This window comes from Mesorhizobium sp. M0166, assembly GCF_040322255.1.
Lineage (GTDB): Bacteria > Pseudomonadota > Alphaproteobacteria > Rhizobiales > Rhizobiaceae > Mesorhizobium.
The window spans coordinates 1-16,869 of record NZ_JAMYTD010000016.1; the positions used below are offsets into that span (position 1 = coordinate 1).

Annotated in this window: 20 protein-coding genes; 7 read left to right on the forward strand and 13 right to left on the reverse strand. The window is 63.1% G+C overall.

Annotation, left to right across the window (positions count from 1 at the left end; all coding sequences use genetic code 11):
* Positions 1 to 80: 80 nt before the first annotated feature.
* The 12 genes from NKJ46_RS18150 to NKJ46_RS18205 all read right to left on the reverse strand — a co-directional run bounded on the left by NKJ46_RS18150 (position 81) and on the right by NKJ46_RS18205 (position 9,465).
* Entirely contained in the window at positions 81 to 1,157 is a 1,077-nt protein-coding gene (locus NKJ46_RS18150; protein WP_352666242.1) for a 5-(carboxyamino)imidazole ribonucleotide synthase, read from the reverse strand.
* Complete coding sequence (purE, locus tag NKJ46_RS18155) at positions 1,154 to 1,651, reverse strand: 5-(carboxyamino)imidazole ribonucleotide mutase (RefSeq protein WP_292655714.1); 498 nt, start codon at positions 1,649 to 1,651, stop codon at positions 1,154 to 1,156. The genes NKJ46_RS18150 and purE overlap by 4 nt, the downstream gene beginning before the upstream one ends.
* Before the next feature lie 129 nt (positions 1,652 to 1,780).
* Positions 1,781 to 2,614, reverse strand: coding sequence for an anti-sigma factor family protein (locus NKJ46_RS18160; RefSeq protein WP_352666244.1), 834 nt, complete (start codon positions 2,612 to 2,614; stop codon positions 1,781 to 1,783).
* On the reverse strand, positions 2,611 to 3,171 hold the full coding sequence (locus NKJ46_RS18165; RefSeq protein ID WP_502903415.1) for a sigma-70 family RNA polymerase sigma factor: 561 nt from the start codon (positions 3,169 to 3,171) through the stop codon (positions 2,611 to 2,613). Before NKJ46_RS18165 ends, NKJ46_RS18160 begins: the two co-directional genes overlap by 4 nt.
* Before the next feature lie 25 nt (positions 3,172 to 3,196).
* Positions 3,197 to 3,544 (reverse strand): cupredoxin domain-containing protein, encoded by a 348-nt coding sequence (locus NKJ46_RS18170; protein WP_352666245.1) that lies wholly within the window; start codon positions 3,542 to 3,544, stop codon positions 3,197 to 3,199.
* Positions 3,545 to 3,555: 11 nt separating this feature from the next.
* The gene (locus NKJ46_RS18175) at positions 3,556 to 4,503 is read right to left on the reverse strand and encodes a metallophosphoesterase family protein (protein ID WP_352666247.1); all 948 of its coding nucleotides are present in this window, start codon (positions 4,501 to 4,503) and stop codon (positions 3,556 to 3,558) included.
* 167 nt (positions 4,504 to 4,670) lie between these two features.
* Positions 4,671 to 5,876 (reverse strand): aminotransferase class V-fold PLP-dependent enzyme, encoded by a 1,206-nt coding sequence (locus tag NKJ46_RS18180; protein WP_352666249.1) that lies wholly within the window; start codon positions 5,874 to 5,876, stop codon positions 4,671 to 4,673.
* A gap of 27 nt (positions 5,877 to 5,903) precedes the next feature.
* A complete protein-coding gene (locus tag NKJ46_RS18185) occupies positions 5,904 to 6,365 on the reverse strand; it encodes a RidA family protein (protein WP_352666251.1) in 462 nt (153 codons plus the stop codon).
* A 34-nt stretch (positions 6,366 to 6,399) separates the two neighbouring features.
* Positions 6,400 to 7,194 (reverse strand): amino acid ABC transporter ATP-binding protein, encoded by a 795-nt coding sequence (locus NKJ46_RS18190; protein WP_352666253.1) that lies wholly within the window; start codon positions 7,192 to 7,194, stop codon positions 6,400 to 6,402.
* 4 nt (positions 7,195 to 7,198) lie between these two features.
* The gene (locus tag NKJ46_RS18195; protein WP_292655692.1) at positions 7,199 to 7,849 is read right to left on the reverse strand and encodes an amino acid ABC transporter permease; all 651 of its coding nucleotides are present in this window, start codon (positions 7,847 to 7,849) and stop codon (positions 7,199 to 7,201) included.
* 1 nt (position 7,850) lies between these two features.
* A complete protein-coding gene (locus NKJ46_RS18200) occupies positions 7,851 to 8,516 on the reverse strand; it encodes an amino acid ABC transporter permease (protein WP_352666255.1) in 666 nt (221 codons plus the stop codon).
* A 67-nt stretch (positions 8,517 to 8,583) separates the two neighbouring features.
* Positions 8,584 to 9,465, reverse strand: coding sequence for a transporter substrate-binding protein (locus NKJ46_RS18205; protein ID WP_352666256.1), 882 nt, complete (start codon positions 9,463 to 9,465; stop codon positions 8,584 to 8,586).
* A 129-nt stretch (positions 9,466 to 9,594) separates the two neighbouring features.
* Between NKJ46_RS18205 and NKJ46_RS18210 the strand changes: the two genes are divergently transcribed.
* Positions 9,595 to 10,398, forward strand: a complete 804-nt coding sequence (locus tag NKJ46_RS18210; protein ID WP_352666257.1) for an IclR family transcriptional regulator — start codon at positions 9,595 to 9,597, stop codon at positions 10,396 to 10,398.
* Between the two features lie 51 nt (positions 10,399 to 10,449).
* Here NKJ46_RS18210 and NKJ46_RS18215 read toward each other — a convergent pair whose 3' ends face one another.
* Positions 10,450 to 10,653 (reverse strand): YdcH family protein, encoded by a 204-nt coding sequence (locus NKJ46_RS18215; protein ID WP_023678480.1) that lies wholly within the window; start codon positions 10,651 to 10,653, stop codon positions 10,450 to 10,452.
* Positions 10,654 to 10,892: 239 nt separating this feature from the next.
* On the opposite strand from NKJ46_RS18215, the gene NKJ46_RS18220 reads away from it, so the two are divergent.
* From NKJ46_RS18220 to NKJ46_RS18245, 6 genes are all read left to right on the forward strand, one after another.
* Positions 10,893 to 11,072: a YdcH family protein gene (locus NKJ46_RS18220; RefSeq protein WP_023678481.1), complete on the forward strand. Its 180-nt coding sequence runs from the start codon at positions 10,893 to 10,895 to the stop codon at positions 11,070 to 11,072.
* 200 nt (positions 11,073 to 11,272) lie between these two features.
* Positions 11,273 to 12,526 (forward strand): flavodoxin-dependent (E)-4-hydroxy-3-methylbut-2-enyl-diphosphate synthase, encoded by a 1,254-nt coding sequence (gene ispG / locus NKJ46_RS18225; RefSeq protein WP_352666259.1) that lies wholly within the window; start codon positions 11,273 to 11,275, stop codon positions 12,524 to 12,526.
* A gap of 4 nt (positions 12,527 to 12,530) precedes the next feature.
* Complete coding sequence (locus NKJ46_RS18230; protein ID WP_352666261.1) at positions 12,531 to 13,385, forward strand: transglycosylase SLT domain-containing protein; 855 nt, start codon at positions 12,531 to 12,533, stop codon at positions 13,383 to 13,385.
* A 162-nt stretch (positions 13,386 to 13,547) separates the two neighbouring features.
* Positions 13,548 to 14,744 carry a phosphoglycerate kinase gene (locus NKJ46_RS18235; protein WP_352666262.1) on the forward strand — a complete coding sequence of 399 codons (1,197 nt, stop codon included), beginning with the start codon at positions 13,548 to 13,550 and terminating at the stop codon, positions 14,742 to 14,744.
* A gap of 140 nt (positions 14,745 to 14,884) precedes the next feature.
* Positions 14,885 to 15,910 carry a class I fructose-bisphosphate aldolase gene (locus NKJ46_RS18240; RefSeq protein ID WP_352666264.1) on the forward strand — a complete coding sequence of 342 codons (1,026 nt, stop codon included), beginning with the start codon at positions 14,885 to 14,887 and terminating at the stop codon, positions 15,908 to 15,910.
* Between the two features lie 151 nt (positions 15,911 to 16,061).
* Complete coding sequence (locus NKJ46_RS18245; protein ID WP_352666266.1) at positions 16,062 to 16,799, forward strand: DUF899 domain-containing protein; 738 nt, start codon at positions 16,062 to 16,064, stop codon at positions 16,797 to 16,799.
* Positions 16,800 to 16,869: the final 70 nt, after the last annotated feature.

A 16,869-nucleotide genomic window follows, 5' to 3' on the forward strand; every position in this document is an offset into this window, starting at 1 on the left:
TCGTTGCGACGATCGAACCCGGCGAATGCAAGAACTACTTCGCAAACGCCGGATACGCTTCCGTCAAAACGTGAAAGACTCTAGCTGCGGCGGCTCACGCGCGTAAAATGGCCCATCTTGCGGCCGGGCCGCGCCTCGGCCTTGCCATAGAGGTGCAGCATAAGATCGGGCTCGGCGAGCAGCTCAGGAACGCGCTGGACATCGTCGCCGATCAGGTTTTCCATGACGCAGTCGAACTGCCGGGCGGGATTTCCCAGCGGCAGGCCGGCGACGGCGCGGATGTGCTGCTCGAATTGCGAGATGGTGCAGGCGCCCTCCGTCCAGTGGCCGGAATTGTGGACGCGCGGCGCTATCTCGTTGGCCAGCAGCGAACCGTCGGCAAGGACAAAGAATTCGACGCCGATGACGCCGACATAGTCGAGCGCGGCAAGAATCTCTGCCGCCGCCGTTTGAGCCGCAGCCGCCGTCTCGGATTTTACTCCGGCCGGCAGCGTCGAGCTGTGGAGAATACCGTTGCGATGGACATTCCAGGCCGGATCGTAGGCGGCGAGCGAGCCGTCGATGCCGCGCGCGGCGATCACTGAAATCTCGCGCTCGAAGGTGACGAAGGATTCCAGGATCAGCGGCACGTTGCCCATCGCCTCGCAGGTGCCGGCAAAGCCGCCTGTTTCCATGTTGCGGAAGACACGCTGGCCCTTGCCGTCATAGCCCATGCGGCGCGTCTTCAATATGCCGCTGCCGTTGAACTTTTTCAGCGCAGCCGTCAGTTCCTCGTCATTGTCGACGGGGCTGAAATCCGCGGTCGGTATGCCGATGCCGTTGAGGAATTTCTTTTCCGCCAGCCGGTCCTGCGCTACTTCCAGTGCGCGTGCCGGCGGGTAGACCGGCACCGTAGAGGCAAGTGCCGCGGCGGCCGCGACCGGTACGTTCTCGAATTCATAAGTAACGACCGCACTGGCCGCAGCCAACTCGCCAAGCGCGGCCGCGTCGTCATAGGCGGCGACGATCTGCCGGTTGGCGACCTGTGCCGCCGGACAATCCGGCTGCGGCTCCAGCACGACGATGCGGTAGCCGAGGCGGGCGGCGGCCATCGCCAGCATGCGGCCAAGCTGGCCGCCGCCGATGATGCCGATGCTCGATCCCGCCGGCAGGCTCACGGCGCGTCCGTGGGCTCGGCCGCCACCTTGGCGGTCTGTGCGGCACGCCAGCTATCCAGCCGGGCGGCAAGCTTTTCGTCGCTCAGCGCCAGCACCGCGGCGGCCAGAAGGGCGGCGTTGGCAGCGCCGGCCTTGCCGATGGCCAAAGTGCCGACCGGAATGCCGGCCGGCATCTGCACGATGGAAAGCAGCGAGTCCTGGCCGGACAGCGTCTTGGATTCCACCGGCACGCCGAACACCGGCAGCGGCGTCATCGCCGCCGTCATGCCGGGCAGATGCGCCGCACCGCCGGCGCCGGCGATGATCACCTTGTAGCCGGCCGCCTTGGCGCCCTTGGCGAAGTCATAGAGCCGGTCGGGCGTGCGGTGGGCCGAGACGATCAGCCGCTTGTGCGGAATTCCAAGCGCCTCAAGCGTTTCGGCGGCGTGGCGCATCGTCGCCCAGTCGGACTGGCTGCCCATGATGATGGCGACGTCGGCGCGTTGATCGTTCAAGCTTCTGCTCCCCGGCGACAAAGGCGCGCATTAGCGGAATTCGTCGGGAGCCGCAAGGATGGCCAGAAAGGGAAAGCCGCTTGTGCCGTTTCGGTCGCTACGCAAATGGCTAACGGGCGGCGGCGGTGGTCATCGGGCGGCCGCTGCTCGGAAGCGGTTGACGAAGTCGTCAAGTTCAGGCCGTTCGGTATCGGAAATCGCCCAGTACGAAAAGGCACTGTCGGTCCAATGGACCAGCGAGAAGCCACCGGCAGAAAGATCGACCGGTCCGGTTGTCGAACCGGTTTCCTCAGGCGCGGCGACGAGGGTGATCAGGTGCTCGCGGTGCCGGTAGACCAGTGCCGGCACTGGCTGGTCGGCGATCACCTCGACCCGGCCGCCGAGCAATGCGAAGCCGTCATTGGCAAGGTCAGGTGCCGGCGGCGACAGGCCGACCCTGCCATCCAGCCAGGGTTTGACCGTGTGCCGGTCCGACGAGATGACGTCCACCGGGCTCGCGGCCAGCAGGCTGCGACGGTGGCCGCTGGCGACCGCGGCGGCAAAGCTGTCGGGCGCCCTGCCCAGCATCATCCATTGCGTCGCGCCGCTGGCCAGCACGGCGGTAACGATGATCGACGCCGCCAGCGCGCGCCAGTCGAACGCGCCAAATCGGTGCACCGACCTGTGCGCCGGTGACCGTCGAGCGGCGGGCGCCGGCGCCGACAGCACTTTCGCCGTACCGGCTGTCCCGATTGCAGCGATGCGAGCCTTGAAATCCTCGCGGACATCGGGCCTCGGCAGCCCGCCGACAACGGTCTGCAGCGCAATGATGCGGGCATGCTTGGCGACGAGCGCCGGATCGGCGGCAATGCGTCGCTCGACGGCCAATGCTGCTGCTGCGTCGAGCTCGCCATCGACCAAGGCATGGATCATCAGCTCCATGCCCGCCGGATCATCCGGCAGTCCATCGTTGTGCGCGCTCATGGCGCCCTCCCAAGTTGGGATATCAGCAGGCCGCGCGCCCTCGCCAGCCGCGACATCACCGTGCCTAGCGGGACGCCAAGCAGCGTCGCGATCTCGCGATAGCTGAGGCCGTTGATGTCGCGCAGCACCACGGTCTCGCGAAATTGGTGCGGCAGCGCGGCGATCGCCGCCTCGAGTGCCGCCGTGTCGGCCCGGGCGATCAGGCTTGCCTCAGGACTATCCGTGTCCGGCAGGCCGGCGCCATATGCAGCCGTCATGTCATCGAGGTCGGTCAGGTCGCCGACGGCGACGATACTGCGCGGCCGGTTGCGCGCCAGCCAGGAGTAAGAGGCGTTGCGCACGATCGCCAGCAACCAGGCGCGGGCATTGCCGCCGGCATAGCCGGCGATGCCCGCATGCGCCTTCAAACAGGCCTCCTGCACCACATCCTCGGCGTCGGCGGCGTTGCCGGTCAGCCAGCGGGCAAGCGCAAGCGCATCCGCGAGATGGGGCAGAACCACCTCGCGAAAGCGCTCGGCCGCGGCCTCTTGGTTCAACACCGTCGCATCGCCCGGCATCCCGGGCAGAACCTTCCGAACATCCTCACGGAGCGACGGTGATCCTGCCCTGCATGTGCGGGTGAAGCCCGCAGAAATAGGCATAGTCGCCCACTTTGTTGAAGGTGAAGGCATATGTGTCACCGGTGTCAAGCGCCTTGGAGCGAAATGAGGCATCGTTGGCGACCACCAGATGCGGGATATCGTCGTCATTCTCGAAGGTCACGGTAGTGCCCGGCTTGACCGTCAGCACCGCCGGTGTGAAGGCAAAGTTCTCGACCTTGACCATTGGCTGGTCTGCCGCGTTCAGTGGCATGGAAATCATTGTCAGGATTGCCGCCAAACCGAACATGACAGGCGATACGACCAAGAGGCGGGATGGAAAGCGGATCATCGCATTTCCCCTCAGGCCAGCGTGCTGTCGATGATGGCGAGGTCCTGCCCGCCTTGCTTGACCGTCACGCTGCTTGTGCCGAGCAGGCTGCGCAACTGGCCGGCAGGAACCGTCATCGGCCCGGGCGAGGCTGCGGTGCCCGGCGCCGGTTGCGGGAAAGCGGTCGAGCGCGCGGTATGGAAGGTAACGTTGCCTTCGACTTTCTGCATGATCTGGTGGATATGGCCGTTGAGTACGGTGACCGAGCCGAAGCGCTTGAGCAGGGCCAAGGCCTGCGCCGCGTCGTCGGTGCCCCAGCCCCATTCGGGATAAACAGCCCAGAGCGGGATGTGGGCAAAGACGACGATTGGCGTCGAGGCGCTGACCGCCTTCAGGTCATCAGCTAACCATGCCAACTGGTCGGTGCCGAGATTGCCGAGCCCGCCAGCCCTCAGGTTGACGACGTTGACCAGCCCGATGAAATGGACGCCGTTCTGGTCGAACGAATACCAGCCGGCGCCCTTGGTGCCCTTGCCGTAGCGGTCGAGATAGGCCTGCCCGTTGCCGTCATCAATCAGGTCGTGCTCACCGGGCACATAATGCACGTCGAAGCCTGCGCCGCCGATGATCTGGGCAGCGTTGTCGAACTGCGCGGCTTTCGACAAATGGGTGATGTCGCCGGTGTGGATCATGAAAGCGGGCTTTTGCGGCAACGCCTGGATCTTGCTGATGGCCTCCTTCAGCGTGTCGATGGCGTGCGGGTTGGCAGCCTTGTCGAAGCCGATGTGGCTGTCGGAGATCTGGAGGAAAGTGAAGCCAGTGGCCAGCGCCTCTGCGGCTTCCGCCGCGCCGAGCAGGCTGAGCGAAACCGGCACGCCGGCCGAAATTGTCCACAGCACTCCCGTGCCGGCCCAGATCATGCATTCCAGTGCATGACGGCGGCTAATGCCGTCAGCTTCATTGTCGTGGTTGTGGGTCATACCGGTCTCCTGCAACGCCGGAAATGGCGTCTGCTTGGGAGACCAATGGGCGGGGTGGTTTATTCCGCCCGACGACCAAAAAGGTCATTCACAGTGCCGTGATGGCGCACTGGCCCGATGCGAAGCCGGCGCTGGAAGGCACTGGCTCGACCACGCTCTGCCGATGTCTAGTCAGGCCAGCGCAACGCCCCGGCGGACTGTTTGCGAGCGGGTTTCATCGCATCCGCGGGCCGATCGGCAGTACTCAACACCGCCCGCAGGCGTTCGGCAACGATCTCCGCCTCGCCGGGATGGAGATTGCAGGGATCAAGGAAGAAGTGACCGCGCTCGACCTCGTGGTTGCGCACGATCACGGGCGGCGAACCCGCGGCAAGCGCTGACGCCAGCCCGGCGGCGGTGAAGCGACTTTCCGGCGCAACAAACACCTGCAGGCGGTCGAGAGGATTTCCGGTCGGATCTGGAATGATACGTGCCTCGATGCCAGGCAGGCCCTGCAATGCGGTTTGCCACAGATGCAGTGCGGCTTCTTCCCGCTGGCGAATGCCGGCATGGTCGCGCCGCTCCCAGGCTTCCAACGCCGCCATGGTGCCGGCAATGCTCTCCTTGCCCACCTTCATGGCGCGCGCAACGCCCCGGTTCTGGAGATAGGCGGCCCGCACCAGATCCTTGCGGCCGGCCACAATGCCGCTTGTCGGCCCTGAGAGAAATTTGTGCCCGCTGTAGACGACAATGTCGGCACCGCGCGCCAGAAAGCCGCGCAAATCATATTCCGAGGCGGCGTCGACGATCACCGGCACGCCCTTGGCGTGGCAAATCTCGCAGAACTCCTCGAGTGAGAGCATGCCGTATTGCACGGTGTGGTGCGCAACAACGTAGAGGGCTGCCGCCGTCCGATCCCGGATCGCCTCGGCAACATGATAATCCTGGGTGACGCTGACCGTGCCGGCAGGCACTGCCTTGGCTCCGGCAAGCCGGATCGACTGGTCGATCGGCGCGCCATAATTGACGATATGGCCAAGCTGGACGATGACCTCCGATTTGAGGCCCTCGGCATCGTCCGGCAGCCGCTCGATCGCAAGAAGGCTGGTTCCGGTCATCGCGCCTGCAATTGCCATCGTTATGCCGCTGGCACAGCATGCGGTGATAAAGCCGGCCTCGCCGCCGGTGAGGCGTGCAATCACCGTACTTGCGGCGCGCTGCAGATCGTCCATCTCGACCCATTGCGAGGCGATTTCCGACATTGCGGCAATCGCTTCCGGTACGATGATCGAAGCGCCGAGCGCCGTCATCGTGCCGGAAACATTGATGATCGGGCGAAGGCCAAGCCGTTCGCGAATTGTCGTGTTGGAACGGTCAGCGGCATAGGTCGTCATCTCTGCAGATCCTGTTTCGAAATGCTTTCAGGCGGCGATCTCGACGACCGCCTCGATTTCAACTGTGATGTTGCCTGGCAGCGAGCCGACACCGATCGCCGAGCGGGCATGTCCGCCGATCTTATCAAAGACGGCGGCGAAAAGATCGGAACAGCCATTCACCACCTTGGGGTGCTCGCTGAATGTCGGCGTCGCATTGACAAAGCCAAGCAGCTTGACGACGCGCACGATGCGGCCGAGGTCGCCGGCCGCCGCATGCATGACGGCGAGCAGGTTCAGGCCGGTCAGACGGGCATGATCATAGGCCTCTTCAACGCTGACATCCTCGCCGACCTTGCCGGTGCAGAGCGCGCCATCGGCGCGCAACGGCCCCTGGCCGGAGAGGAAGATCAGCCGTCCGCTCTCGGCATAGGTGACGAAGTTGGCGATGGGCTTCGGCGGCTCGGGCAGTGTCAGGCCCAATTCCGCGAGCCGGATGTAAGGCGTCATAAAAGCTCCTTGCGACAGCTTTCGCCGTCCGATGTCAAAAATGCGAGGCGCGAAACCGCGCCAGGAAGCTGCGAAGGCGTTCATTGTCGAACCCTGCCGCCAGAATTTCGGCGGGTGGTCCGACGGCGCTGACACCGCCGTCCGCCATGAAAACGATGCGGCTCGATGCGTCGCGCGCAAAAGCCATTTCATGCGTGACCATCAGCATGGTCATGCCGTCTTCGGCGAGGCTGCGCACGACCTCGAGCACCTCGCCAACCAGTTCGGGGTCGAGCGCCGAGGTGATCTCGTCGAGAAGCAATATCTTCGGCTCCATCGCCACGGCGCGGGCGATGCCGACGCGCTGCTGCTGGCCGCCGGAAAGCTCGGCCGGCAGGCCGTCGGCCTTGTGGGCGAGGCCGACGCGGCCGAGCCAGTGCTCGGCAATGGTGCGAGCCTCGGCATTGCTCTTGCCGCGCACCTTGCGCAGGCCAAGCATGATGTTGCCGGCCGCAGTCAGATGCGGAAACAGATTGAAGCTCTGGAACACCATTCCGGTCTCGGCTCGCATCGCCGCCAGGTCGCGCTCGCTGCGTCGCTGGCGTGCTCCCGTCTCGCGATAGCCGACCTCCTTGCCATCGATGCGGATCGAGCCGCTGTCGTAGCTCTCCAGGAAGTTGACGCAACGCAGCAGCGTGGTCTTGCCGCTGCCGGAGGGGCCGATGACAGTCACCACCTCGCCGCGTGTCACCTTGAGGCTGACGGAGCGCAGGACCTCGACGGATCCAAAGGCTTTGGAAACTTCGGAGACATCGAGAAGCGCCGGATTTGCGGGCGAGGCGTTGGACATCTTGCTATTCCCGGATGAAGGAGAAACGCCGCTCCAGGCGTCGGCTGGCCAAGGAGAGGGCGTAGTTGACGGCGAAGTAGACGAGCGCGCCGAGAATGTAGAGCGGCATCGCCTCATAGGTGCGGCCGATGACCTGGTTGATCGCCTGCATGAGGTCGGTGATGCCGAGCAGCGAGACCAGCGCGCTACCCTTCACCGCGTCGGTGACGCCATTGATCCAGGGTGGCAGGAAGCGCCTGAACGCCTGCGGAAAAATGACGTAGGCCAGCCGCTGGCGAAAGGTCAGTCCGATCGCCATCGCGGCCTCGGACTGACCCTTGGGAATCGAGCCGACGGCGCCGCGTAAATATTCGACGACCTGTGCGGTCTTGAACAGGGTGAGGGCGAGTACGGCCGCCCAAAAGGATTCCAGATGCAGCCCCACCGCGGGCAGGCCGTAATAGACGAAGAAGATCAGCACCAGGATCGGAATGCCGCGTATGGTGTCGCTGAAGATGCGCACTGCCCAGCGCAGCGGAGCCGGACCATAGACAAGGCCGACGCCCATCAGCACGCCGGCGATGAGCGATAACACCACGACCAGCAGCGACACCCACAAGGTTACGGCAAAGCCTTCGGCGAGGAACGGCAAGGCATAGATGATCTGGCTCAGCATGTCAGCGCGCCGCCTTGAACCGGCGCTCGACCAGCCGCAACGCGAAAAGCAGTGCATAGCCGGTCAACAGGTACATCGCCGTCACCACCAGATAGACCTCGACAATGCGGAACGTGTTGAAATTGATCCACTGGGCGCCGTAGGTGAGTTCGGGTACCGAGATGACCGACGCCACGGACGTGTCCTTGAAGAGCGATATGAATGTGTTGGAAAGCGCCGGCAGGGTTATGCGCAGCATCGTCGGCAGGCGCACATGGAGCAGCCTTTGCCATGGCGTCAGGCCGATTGCCTTGCCGGCGTCGAGCTGTCCGCGCGGTACAGCCTCGAGCCCCGAGCGAAACACCTCGACTAGGTAGGCGCCGCTGTAGAGCGACAGCGTGGCAATGAATGAGGTTTGCGCGCTGTAGGCAATGTCGACCACGGTCGGCAAGCCGTAGAAGACTAGATAGACGAGCAGGATCAGCGGCACGTTGCGGATGAACTCGACATAGCCCGCGATGATGGTCCGCACAGCACGTCCGGCCGACACGTACCAGACCGCCAGAACGAGCCCGATGACGATGCCGATCACGATCGAGATGACGGCCAGTTCTAGGCTTAGCAGCAGTCCGCCCCAGAGCTTGTCGAAATGCCGCCAGATCAGGTTGAAGTTGAGGATATAACCCATGCGTCCTCGTCATGGAGGGCTGTGATGAGAGAAGGCGGAAGGACGTTTGTCCTTCCGCCTGCTTGCATCAGATGACCGGGAAACCGGGATGGCGCGCCGGCGGCTCCTGTCCGAAATAATCCTTGAACGCAGCGTCGTAGAGTGCCGTTTCATGGCCGAACATGGCGATGGTGAAGGTCTGGTTGACGAAGGTCAGCCAGTCGAGGTCGCCCTGCCGCAGCGCGGCACCATAAAGCATCGAGAACCAGCTCTTGCCGGCATCGAAGTACTTATCCGGATTGCGCGAGGCGAGCCAGCGCACCGTCGACAGATCGACCGCGGCGGCGTCGACGCGCTTCGATTCCAGTGCCTGCAGCACATTGGCCTGCGTGTCTATCTGCATCACTTGCGACTCCGGCAGGACGATATGCACGTTTGCCTCGGCATCGACGTTTTGCAGTATGGAAATCCGGGACGCCGAACCGCCGGCAAGCAGCTTGTCGAAGGTCTTGTTCTCGGCGTTGGGAAGGGTCAGTAAGGCGATGCCTTCGACGTAGTAGGGTCGGGAGAAGTGGATCAGCTGCGAGCGCTGGGCGGTCATGGTCATGAACTGAATGGTGATGTCGACCTTGTTGGTGGTCACGTTCGGAATGCGCTGAGCCGGATCCTGCATGACGAATTCGACTTTGGTCGGGTCGTCGAAAAGCCCCTTGGCGAGAATGCGACCCATGGTGATGTCCATGCCCACTAGTTCGCCGGCGTCGTTCTCGAAATGCCAGGGCGCATTGGTACTGCCGGTGCCAACGATCACCTTGCCGCGCTCGAGGACGGTGCGCAGCAGGCTGTCGGGCGCTGCCTGGGCCGCCGCTTTCTGAACGTCGACCGCGGTAGCGGCGCTCATCACTCCGGCCGTTGCAAGCCCGGCCATTCCCAGTTTCAGAAATTCACGCCTTTTGGATGTGTCGTTCACGGCGACCTCCTTTCGTGTTGTGTTCCCCTTTGGACCCAGCAGTACAGGCATCGGTTGCAACTGACGTCATTGTCCCTTACAAGAGACACCTGTACTCTGTACAAGACAGATTAACATCAGGGATCGATAATGCAAGATGGCAATGCCTTGGCCGCTCGACCGGACGCCGGTCTGGACGAAGACAAGAACTCGGGCTCTCGGGAGAAGGGTCTCAACCGGGTCCTCCAGATCCTGGAGTTTCTCCACACGACCCAGCGTGCGATCGGCATTGGCGACCTTGCCAAGGGGGTAAACGCGCCGCGTTCGACGACTTATACGCTGGTGCGCTCGCTGGTCGACGCAGGCCTGCTGGAGATGGCCGGAGACGGCAATCGGGTCTATTTCGGAAAGAAGCTTTATCTCTACGGAATGGACTATGTGCGGGGCAACGACCTGCTCAGGCGAGGGCGCCAGGAAGTCGACCATCTGTCGCGCGAGACCGGCGAGACCTCGGAGCTGTGCATGCTGCAAAGCGGCCGTTACACCATCGTCCATTCAAGCCCGGGAACGAGGCCATTCCGGATCAGCTCGGCGACGGGTCTGCAAATACCGCTTCCCTGGACAGCGTCCGGCCGGCTGCTCCTCGCCGGGTTCGACAGGGCGGCGATCGAGGATATGGTTTCGGAAGACGATCTCGTACTGCCGGACGGCCGCAGGTTGAGGCTCGACGATTTCATAGCCGACATCGCCGTCGCCAAGTCGGCCGGCTACTGCGTCACCTCCGGCCTTGTCGATGCCTATACGAAATGCCTGGCCGCGCCGGTTTTTTCAGCGCCGGGCAGGGTCGAGGCGACGATGTGCCTGGTGGTTCCGATCGATACTTCGAGCGAAAAGACCGACGATCTGATAGCATTGTTGCGCGAGCGCGCCGCACGGCTTTCGATCGCGGCATAGCCGCTTTTCCAGCAGGCCGGCGCCGGCGTTCGTTCAAGCAATGGCGTTCGTTCAAGCAATAATGTCTGGAATGATCTTGTCTTCCAGCGCCATCAGCCTGTCCTTCAGGAAAAGCTTCTTTTTCTTCATGCGCTGGATCTGCAGCGGGTCGCAATTCATGGCGATCATCGCATTGATGGCCGCGTCGAAATCGGCGTGTTCCTGCTTCAGCCGGGAATATTCGAGGCGGATATCTGCCTGTTCCTGATCGGACATTTTTACCGTCTGCACGTCTGCGGCGCCCAAACTATGGGCCTGATTGGGCGGGACCGGGCTCTTCTTGCACCGGCGCGCAGCCCATACCACATTTCATATTGTCGTGGAATGCTACCACGCAGCATTCGACATCGGTGCTCGATGGTGGCACACTGTCATTATGCCGTCATAGAAGCGAGCCTGCGGTGGACGTGCCTTGGCGGCTGCAATCGAGGAAACCATGAAAGGGAGAACCAATCATGTCTCTTGCATCCCATCTTGATGAGCTGCAGCGGAAACACGGCGACATCGAACGGGAAATCGACGATGCGATGACCCATCCATCGGTAGACGACCTCGAAATCGTGAATCTCAAGCGGCGCAAGCTGGCGCTCAAGGACGAGATTGAAAAACTGAAGGCGAAACCGACGACGCACTGAAGCCCTTCCAGGACTAGCAGCGCCGCCCGGCGCGCGATCTTTCCGGTGGCATCGCTATGCTGCCGGAAACACGCGTGGGTTTGCGGCAAGCTGCCGTCTTGTCATTTCCGATTTGCTGGGCCTGCGCGCCAGTCGCCATTGACAAGCCATCTTTGCTCCTCCACCTCATGCCCGGACCTTCAAGATTAAAGGCAGCCGGCATGACCGGATATTTTTCCTCACCCTTCCCACGCCGCAGGTCGGTCGGTGTCGATGTCGGCGGCGTGATGGTCGGCGGCGGCGCGCCGGTCGTCGTTCAGTCGATGACCAACACCGACACGGCCGATGTCGATCAGACGGTCGCACAGGTGGCGGCGCTGCATCGCGCCGGCTCCGAGATCGTGCGCATAACCGTCGATCGCGACGAAAGCGCTGCCGCCGTGCCGGCCATCCGCGAGCGGCTGGAACGGCTCGGCATCGACGTGCCGCTGGTCGGCGATTTCCATTATATCGGCCACAAGCTGCTGGCCGATCATCCGGCCTGCGCCGAAGCACTGGCCAAATACCGTATCAACCCCGGCAATGTCGGATTCAAGGACAAGAAAGACCGGCAGTTCGCGGCGATCGTCGAGATGGCGATCCGATACGACAAACCGGTGCGCATCGGCGTAAACTGGGGCTCGCTCGACCAGGAGCTGCTGACCCGGCTGATGGACGACAACCAGGCCCAGGGCTTTCCGCTGACCGCCCAGGAAGTGACGCGCGAGGCAATCGTGCAGTCGGCGATCCTGTCGGCCGAAATGGCTGAAGAGATCGGCCTTGCCCGCGAGAAAATCATCCTGTCGGCCAAGGTCAGCGGCGTGCAGGACCTGATCGCCGTCTACACCGAGCTTGCCACCCGTTCCGACCATGCGCTGCACCTCGGCCTGACGGAGGCGGGCATGGGCTCGAAAGGCATCGTCGCCTCGTCCGCGGCCATGGGCATCCTGCTCCAGCAAGGCATTGGCGACACCATCCGCATCTCGCTGACGCCGGAGCCGAACGGCGACCGCACGCGCGAGGTGCAGGTGTCGCAAGAACTGCTGCAAACCATGGGCTTCCGGCAGTTCGTGCCGATCGTCGCCGCCTGCCCGGGCTGCGGCCGCACGACCTCGACCGTGTTCCAGGAGCTTGCCCAGAACATCCAGGCCGACCTGCGCAAGAACATGCCGGTGTGGCGCGAACGCTATCCCGGCGTCGAGAACCTCAAAGTCGCGGTGATGGGTTGCATCGTCAACGGTCCGGGCGAATCCAAACATGCCGATATCGGCATTTCGTTGCCCGGCACCGGTGAGACGCCGACCGCCCCAGTGTTCGTCGACGGCAAGAAGGCGGCGACGCTGCGCGGCCCGTCGATCGCCGCCGATTTCGAGAAAATGGTTTCCGACTACATCGAACGGCGGTTTGGGCAACACGGCAAAGCCGCGGCGGAGTAGTTCGATGCGGCGTTTGCTTGGGGCGACGCTGGTTGTCATTTCCGGGCTGGGCTGGGCGACAGCCGTCCAGGCCGATCCGCCGCGGCCCGGCAAGCAGAAGCTGATCGATCGAGTTTGCGATCTTATCGAGACGCATGCCGACCAGAACGGCCTGCCCCGGGATTTCTTTGCCCGGCTGATCTGGAAGGAGAGCCGTTTCGATCCCAATGCGGTCAGCCCCGTCGGTGCGGAGGGTATCGCCCAATTCATGCCGGGCACCGCCAAGATGCGCGGGCTCGCCAATTCCTTCGACATCGAACAGGCGATCCCGGCCTCGGCAAAATACCTCGCCGAAATGAAATCCGGTTTCGGCAATCTCGGCCTCGCCGCCGCAGCCTACAATGCCGGCGAGAGCCGGGTGACGCGCTGGCTGAATTCCGGCGGCTTCTTGCCGATGGAGACCGAAAGCTACGTTCTGGACGTCATGGGCGAGCCGGCCGACAACTTCACCAATACCGCCTACGCCGGCGTCATCCGGCCGCTCGACAAGAAGGCGAGTTTCGCTGCCGCTTGCCGCGAACTGCCGGTGATCATGTCCAGAACCGTGCCGATGTCGTCGATCAACATCAAGCCGTGGGGTGTGCAGGTGGCCGGCAATTTCCGCCGCGCCGCGGCGCTCAATCAGTGGCTGAGAGTGAAAAGCCGGTTCCCGGCACTGCTTGCCGGCCACGATCCGGTGGTCAGCCGGGTACGTACCCCGATCGGCAGGCGCGGCATCTATGCCGTGCGGATCGGCGCCGATAGCAGAGCCAAGGCCGACACGATCTGCGACAAGCTGCAAAGCGTCGGCGGCGCCTGCATCGTGGTACGCAACCGGTAAAGCCATATGTCGGCGCGTTTTGCGCCATTGCTGCCCATCTCGCTCCCCGTGGGCACTTCGTCCTCGACACGTGAATCATATTTTCGGTGAACCGTTAGGCAGGTCTTGCATCGTCGTCGATGCGGGGTAAGGTCCCCGCGATTTTTCGCGAAAGGGATCAGCATGGCCGGCTTCAAGACACTGGACGACATCGGCAATATCAGCGGCAAGCGTGTGCTGGTGCGTGTCGACCTCAACGTTCCCGTCACCGAGGACAAGGTCACCGACGCCACCCGCATCGAGCGCATTGCCCCGACCATCGCCGAGCTCTCCGGCAAGGGCGCCAAGGTCATCCTGCTTGCGCATTTCGGCCGGCCCAAGGATGGACCGACGCCGGAATTCTCACTCGAACCGATCGCCAAGGCGACGGCTGACGTGCTCGGCCGTCCGGTTGGCTTTGCCGCCGATTGCATCGGCGACAAGGCGGCGAGCGCCGTCGCCGCCATGGACAGCGGCGACGTGCTACTGCTCGAGAACACCCGCTTCTACAAAGCGGAGGAGAAGAACGACCCGGCCTTCACCGAAAAGCTCGCCGCCAACGGCGACATTTTCGTCAACGACGCCTTCTCCGCTGCGCACCGCGCCCATTCGTCGACTGAAGGGCTGGCGCATGTGCTGCCGGCCTTCGCCGGCCGTACCATGCAGGCCGAGCTCGACGCGTTGGAAAAGGGTCTTGGCAATCCCGTCCGTCCGGTTGTCGCCATCGTCGGCGGGGCCAAGGTCTCGACCAAGATCGATCTGTTGATGAACCTGGTGAAGAAGGTCGACGCGCTGGTCATCGGCGGCGGCATGGCCAACACGTTTCTCGCGGCACGCGGCACCGACGTCGGGAAATCCTTGTGCGAGCATGATCTCGCGACCACCGCCGAGCAGATCATGATCGAGGCGGCCGAGGCCGGCTGCGCCATCATCCTGCCCGCCGACGGCGTTGTCGCCAGAGAGTTCAAGGCCGGCGCCGCTAGCGAGACCGTCGCCATAGCAGACGTGCCGGCCGACGGCATGATCCTGGATGTCGGTGCGAAAACCGTGAAAACCATTGCCGAATGGATCGACCGCGCCGCGACGCTGGTCTGGAACGGGCCGCTCGGCGCCTTCGAGATCGAGCCATTCGACCATGCGACGGTGGCGACGGCCAGGCACGCGGCAGCGCGCACCAAGGCCGGCACACTGGTCTCGGTCGCTGGCGGCGGCGACACGGTGGCGGCGCTCAACCATGCCGGCGTCAGCGATGATTTCACTTATGTCTCGACGGCCGGCGGCGCTTTCCTCGAATGGATGGAAGGCAAGCCCTTGCCCGGCGTCGACGTCTTGAAGCGCTGAGCGGAGCCGCAAGAGCAGTGCGAAGGAGTGCGCCCGCGACTTTCAATCGATTCGCGCTTGTTTGACGAAATGGTTCGACTTGAACCTGCGTTGCTCTGGTGGTCTGCTGGGCGCGGATCAATTCTTTCAGGAGAAGCATGATGAGCGAACGTCTCGAGGACATTGCCGCCGCGATGGTGGCCAATGGCAAGGGCCTGCTGGCTGCCGACGAGAGCTCCGGCACCATCAAGAAGCGCTTCGACGTCATCGGCGTCGAGTCGACCGCCGACAGCCGGCGCGACTATCGCGAGATGATGTTCCGTGCCAGCGATGCAATGACCAAGTACATTTCCGGCGTCATCCTCTATGACGAGACCATTCACCAGAAGGCCGCCGACGGCACACCGCTGGTCGACATCATCAAGGCATCAGGTGCTATCCCCGGCATCAAGGTCGACGCCGGCGCCAAGCCGCTGGCCGGCTTTCCCGGCGACACCATCACCGAAGGCCTGGACGGCCTGCGCGAACGCCTCGCCGACTATTACAAGCTTGGCGCCCGCTTTGCCAAATGGCGCGCGGTAATCGACATCGATGTTGCCAAGGGCGTGCCTTCCGCCACCTCGATCGGCTCGAACGCCCATGCGCTCGCCCGTTACGCCGCGCTTTGCCAGGAAGCCGGCATCGTGCCGATCGTCGAGCCGGAGGTGCTGATGGACGGCGCTCATGACATCGACACTTGCTACGAGATCAGCAAGGCGACACTGACGAAGCTGTACACCGAGCTCTATGCGGCCCGCGTCGTGCTCGAAGGCACCATCCTGAAACCGAACATGGTCATTGCCGGCAAGAAGTCAGGCAAGGTCAGCAGCCCCGAGGAAGTCGCCGAAAAGACCATAAAGCTATTCCGCGAGACGGTGCCGGCCGCGATCGGAGGCATCGCCTTTCTGTCAGGCGGACAATCGGACGAGGAGGCGACCGCCAACCTCAATGCCATCAACGCTATCGGCCCGCATCCGTGGAAGCTGACCTTCTCCTACGGCCGCGCCTTGCAGGCCGCCCCGCAGAAGGCCTGGGGCGGCAAGGCGGCAAATGTCGCCGCCGCGCAGGCGGCCTTCGCCCATCGCGCCCACATGAACCATCTGGCAGCGCTTGGACAATGGCAGCCGACGCTTGAGCAAGCCGCCTGACCGAAAACATCTTGCGTTTCTCCCGACCAGGGCCACGTGCCCGGGTTTTGTTTGAAAAGCAGCAAGGGCTGCAATTTCTTGCAACTGAAATGCAGCTCGTTGTCGGCATTCCTCGCTGCCGAACGTCCTCCGTGAAAAGAGGAGCAGACCGATGCCAAACAACAAGACCGTTTCGCAGGAAGACTGGTTTCAGGCGCACAAGGCGCATCTGGCGCGCGAAAAGGAATTGACGCGCTTTCGCGATCGTGTCGCCGCCGAACGCCGCGAACTGCCATGGCTGAAGATCCGCAAGGACTACGTCTTCGAGACCGAGCAAGGGCCAAGGAAACTGCCCGACCTGTTTGGCGGCAACAGCCAGCTGATCGTCTACCATTTCATGTTCGCGCCGGGCGCCGATTATCGCTGCGAAGGCTGCTCATTCCTTGCCGATCATATCGACGGCGCCAACCAGCACCTCAGGCACCATGATGTCTCACTTGTCGTGGTAGCGCGGGCGCCATTGGCCGAATTGCTGCCCTACAAGCAGCGCATGGGCTGGAAATTCGACTGGGTGTCGTCCTACGCCTCGGATTTCAACTTCGACATGCAGGTGTCATTCACCGACAAGCAGATCGCGACCGGCGACACGACATACAATTTCGAGCGGCGTGCGCGAAACTCGAAGGACCTTCCCGGCACCAGCGTGTTCTATCGCGACGAGAAAGGCGACATCTTCCTGACCTTCGTCTCGCGCTCCAGAGGCGGCGATCCGCTGATCGGCGCCTATCACTATCTCGACCTGACGCCGAAAGGCCGCAACGAAACTGGCCCGCATCATAGCCTCGTCGACTGGGTGCGGCTGCATGACGAGTACGAAGACCGATCCGGGACGCATGACGGCTGCCATTGAGGCGACAAGGGCGTCGCTGCAAGGTCGTTCACCTTCAGTACAACATGCGCTAAGTGCTGTTCGCTATGCC